Annotated in this window: 5 protein-coding genes; all 5 read right to left on the bottom strand. The window is 47.2% G+C overall.

The features are described from left to right. Window positions 1-216: hypothetical protein (locus VIP81_RS22940; RefSeq protein WP_331966890.1), on the bottom strand; the 216-nt coding region annotated here is incomplete at its 3' end. Next, complete coding sequence (locus VIP81_RS22935) at window positions 213-1,589, bottom strand: phage portal protein (RefSeq protein WP_331966888.1); 1,377 nt, start codon at window positions 1,587-1,589, stop codon at window positions 213-215. The genes VIP81_RS22940 and VIP81_RS22935, both read right to left, overlap by 4 nt. Window positions 1,590-1,634: 45 nt before the next feature. Then, entirely contained in the window at window positions 1,635-3,620 is a 1,986-nt protein-coding gene (locus tag VIP81_RS22930) for a hypothetical protein (protein ID WP_331966885.1), read from the bottom strand. A gap of 83 nt (window positions 3,621-3,703) precedes the next feature. Next, a complete protein-coding gene (locus tag VIP81_RS22925; protein WP_331966883.1) occupies window positions 3,704-4,144 on the bottom strand; it encodes a hypothetical protein in 441 nt (146 codons plus the stop codon). Window positions 4,145-4,440: 296 nt separating this feature from the next. Beyond that, a partial coding sequence (locus tag VIP81_RS22920; protein ID WP_331966881.1) for an HNH endonuclease signature motif containing protein occupies window positions 4,441-4,722 on the bottom strand: 282 nt, incomplete at its 5' end.

Below are 4,722 nucleotides of genomic sequence, written 5' to 3'. Positions count from 1 at the left end.
CTTGATCCCATTTCGTTCTAGTGCAGAACTGATCTGTGTATTCAACGCTTGGGACTTGAACCTGTCCGTAGCTTCGGATAGTGCAGCAATCTGCTGTTCAAGTTCTTTCACTGTGTGTCGATGTGCTGCTGATTCACTGTTTGCGTTCTTCAGTGCAACTCTGATCTGCTCTAGCTCGTTCTCTGTTTCGTTCTGTTCATTATCTTGGTCTGTCATGCTGCTAAATCTCCTTCATTTTCTGTATTTTTCTCTAACTGATTTGTCTGCGGATTCAGTACTGGCAAATCCCAGCTTTCTACGATCTGAGTGTCGTAACCCTGTTCTACCAACATTTGCTTAACAGGAAGGCCGGCCTGCACCTTCTTGTAGGCAACTTCCCATCGTTCTTTATCGTCAATCGACTCAGGCTGTGCCCAGTGCAATTGCACGTCTGACTTGATACCGTGCAACTTCAAAATGAACACAAACATCGAGCGAATGGCAGTACCGAACGATAGTTGTCTGTCTCGTACTTTCTTGATCAGCGCTGCTTCGCTGGCTCGTAGAGCTTCACCGGAGACGTTCGTCTGGGTGTTCTCGAAATAGTGCAGCGGAGTGCTCGTCACACTTGCCATAGTTCTGATGTATTCCTTGTACGGTGCCAGGTAGGTATCCGGCTTCGCTGCGTCGAACTGTCCAACCTGCTTGGTGTTTGTCAGCATCCACAAATCGCCTGGATTTCCGCTCAGGTCTGCGGAATCGTCGTCATCATCGAAGTCGTTGGCTACGTTCGCGTGGTTCTCAGAGAGCACGTAACGCGTTGGGAATCCGTAGTGCTCCACTGATGCCATTTGCGTGATCACCAGCTTGTTGATGATGTCTTGAGGTCCGTATGCAGCCTTGTGCTCGGGAGTGCCGAACGGACGATCTGTCGCAACGTGGAAGATCGGAATCTGCCCGTACGGGTTCTGCATGTACCCGGCTTCATCTGTATCTGCATCGATGAATGGAACGAAGTCCGCTGCTTGCACAGTCATCGGCATGCGTTGCTGTCTGCTGATGAACTTGTAGATCGCATCTGCGTAGTACAGATTGACTCTGTGTCGGGTCTCCCCCGCTACTGGCACAACCCAGACCTTTGCTGCGACCGCTGCAACACGCGGATTTTCTGGATCATAAAGAACCACAGTGCTTTTGGGACTGTTGTAGTACGCCTGCACTGAGTCTGAGCTGTCAGGCCACACGAACATGTAGGCATCACCGAACATCAGAGCGTTCTTGAACGTGCGTTTCAGCTCTAGTTCCAGCTCTGCGCTCTCGAACACTGCATCGAGCACGTCTGCACCATCAGCGGATACGGCCTTCACAGCGTCAATCTCGAGACGTGCTGCGACTGCATCGACGGGCATTGCTGCGAAATTGATGCGGAAGTCCGAACCGATCTTGCTCAGTGCTCTGCGAACCGAAGGCGAAGCGAATACCTCATCAACTTCACCCTTGTAATACTTTTCTGCCGTTTCATAATCTTGTTGTCGGTCGAGAATGGTCTGTACGGCTAATGCCAGATCGTTCTCGAGGTTGTATTCAACCAAGTTGTCTTCTAAATTCATATTTCTGCTATAAATCTCCTTTTCTTTGTATTGATATTATCATCTTTATATATAACTTCGCTTGCGTGCAGTTGATTTCTGACTGTTTCCTAGAAAATAATGAACACCTGTCGCCATTGCATCGAGAATGTCGTCATGCGGAACTTTAGGAAATGCAAACATCTGCTCTTCTAAATCAGCAAAGTTCTTTGTATGAAATACTAGGTTCTTCTTGTAGTAGTCCAACGCTCGTGCTGCACGAAGTTCTTTCTTCTCTGTCTGATGTACCGCTCTGAACTTAGCCGGAATACCATCGAAGACTGAACGCCAAAGGTCACCACCCTGATTTACTTCGCAATAAACCAGCTTTGCATCGAATTTCTGAATCAGATCGGTAATCTTCTGCTTTAGCTCGGTAGATACGATACGTAATTGCTCGGCATGACGCACGTAGCATTTTCCGTCATCACCGAATGACACAACGACTATCCCCGTATAGTCATTTGCTGCTTTTGTCTTGATCGCAGGATCGACACTGATCATCGTGTATCGGTAGCTGTTGAGCTGTGCAATGGGAATATCTGACTCAGACCAATATGCAGCATCTAGACTTGTCGGCTTGTTCAGATAGTTCATATAGAAATTTCTGGTATGCCTGATGCTGTTCAGATAATCGAGAGACCAGAACTCAGGCCACAGCGAACGCTCTGTACCAGCAGCGTCGACCATAATTGCAGGGAAGTAGTGAACCTTGATCTGCTCGTCAATCACCCAACGTAACGCCTGATCAAGCGATTCATAGAAGTCTGACGGTTCGATAATGTTCTGTAGATCAAACTCTTGCAGTGCTGGTTGAGCCTTTCCTATTAGCTTTTCCAGTTCTGCGTTCTGTCTCAACTGCAACGACTCTGAATTATCAAAATTTGATACACAGCTTAATGGTATCGATGTAGTCGTTTCCCACCCATCTGATTTAACATCACTTTTCTGCGCAGAAGTCAAGCATTCTTCAGGATCGTTATCAACGAGATTCTTAACAGACTCGCTAATAAATCCATCTTCCCTATCAATGGCTGAATCTACGTTGCTTGACAAACCGTCAATCGAGCTACCCGATTCGATATCTGAACACCCCGGAAAAACACGCTCAGTTTTCACGCTAACCGATTCGATACCCGTTTCAGTGAGCGGCTGACCAAAAGATAGTTCAATCGATTCTGCTGCATCTGAGATACCATTACGAAGATTGGAGCTAGTTAGTGTACCCTTACCTAGACTTACATAATTATTAATTATCGGTATTTGTGTTGATAATCGTTGTCGTGTTAGTCCGTCATCAAGCGCACCTGCATCACTATTCGATTGTAACGATTTCTCGTGCTCGTGCTGCCAGACCAAACGTGCTTCCCCAACTTTTCTGAGCTGATCAATAATGCTATTGCTCATCGTCGTTGTTCCGATGATTGCAACTCTTGCTTTAATGCTCAGAGGAAAGACACTGTTGAGCACTGTCCCCAATCGCTTCGCAACCTCGAGAGCTGAGTAGTTCGCCTCTGGTGGTTCGATGTCATCAAGCAACAACAGATCAGGTCTGCGGTTACCGATCTTCATACCCAGCGCTTTTGCATCGATCCCTTTTGCCGAGAAGCTGAATCCGTTTGCCTGCTGAATCTGTTCGTTCGACTGTGCAATATGACGCTTGACATTGTTGCCCATCATCGGCTTGCACAACTCTGGGTAGTCCTTGCGCAACAGCTCGTTGCTGTCCAGCTCGTGCTTGAACGTCTGCAAGTGCTGCGTTGCCTGAGATGCAGAGTCACTGAATGCTGCGATGAACTTCAAGTGTTCGTGTGCTGCTGCCCAGAGTGTCAGGATCAGGAACAACCAAGTGGTCTTGCCTGCGCTTCGAGGTGCAATAAAGCAGTCTTTGCTTGCATCAGCAGTGATCCAGCTCTTGCCGTACTCAGCTAGAGCAATGTGGAACTCTGACAGTGATGGTTCGTTCTGCTCGAACTTCAAGTGATCGATCAGGTAGACAATCGCGAACAACATCGGATCATCCCTGGTTACGAGCTTGCGACCATTGGACGTAGACAACAGGTCAATGGGGAATCTGTCTAGGTACTCTGTGACCTTCATGCAGCATCCCCGGCTGTACTGGCCTTCCAATCGTCGTAGAGCTTGATCGCATCTACTTCGAGGGAGTCCTCTTGTGTGCTGCTGCGACTGGTTGCCTTGCCCCTGAGTAATTGAATGCTGTCGGTTGCCTTCTTCAATCCGCTGACGATCTTGTCGTACTCGGCTGGTGTCAGCTTCGGGTCTTCCAACAGCTCGAGACCACGTGCAAGTGCGTCCTGCTGTGCGATACGCAGTTCAGTCTCTTCGTAGAACGAGTTGTACTGTGCTGCTTTACTTTTCAGTGCATCAATCTCTATCTCGATGCCGAACTCTTCGCACCACTTTTTGCCGGTTGCCCAACTCTCTGGGTAACCAAGTTCTCGCTTGGCCTTTGCCAGACCTACGTCTCCTGCCAGTTCTGCGAAGGTTCTTCTTTCCTCATGTTCGTACTTTGCCAATCAAATCTAAATCCTTTCTTTTGTTAATTAACTGCATTCTCGGCTTTGTGCTTCATCGAACACCTGCCGAGTTTGAAAAATTGTGTATAAACCTGCTGCATTTTGCTTAAGCGCAGAAGGCCGAAACGAATACCCACATCTTCTGCAACTTAGTATTTAATTCTCTATTTCATCAATTCTGTATATGCTCGGATCATGCCCTGCTAGTTGCCGCCTGGCTTCAATCCATTTATCTGCTTGAATTATTGTTCTGCATTCGAATGCAACTGTTGCTGTTTCAATTCTTATTACCTGTATCATGTTATCTCCTTTTCTTTTGCTGCCGCTTGGGCAGAAATCTTTGCTTTGCAAATCTTGCATATCAATCTATTGTTCCATTTGTAGCTGTTGTTGTATGTTAATTCATGACCCCCGGCGCAGAATAGAATCTTTGATTCAACTTTGTCTTGCATATTCTGCGCCTGCGTACCTAGCAGCAGATGATTCGGATTGATACAACTTGGCGTGTTGCATGTATGCCGAATGACAAGACCTTCTGCTATTGGTCCTTTGTGCTTCAAGAACATATAACGATGTGC

Source organism: Chitinophaga sp. (genome assembly GCF_036566945.1).
Taxonomy (GTDB): domain Bacteria; phylum Bacteroidota; class Bacteroidia; order Chitinophagales; family Chitinophagaceae; genus Chitinophaga.
Note: the sequence above shows the minus strand (reverse complement) of the source record. Positions and strands in the feature narration are given on the sequence as shown.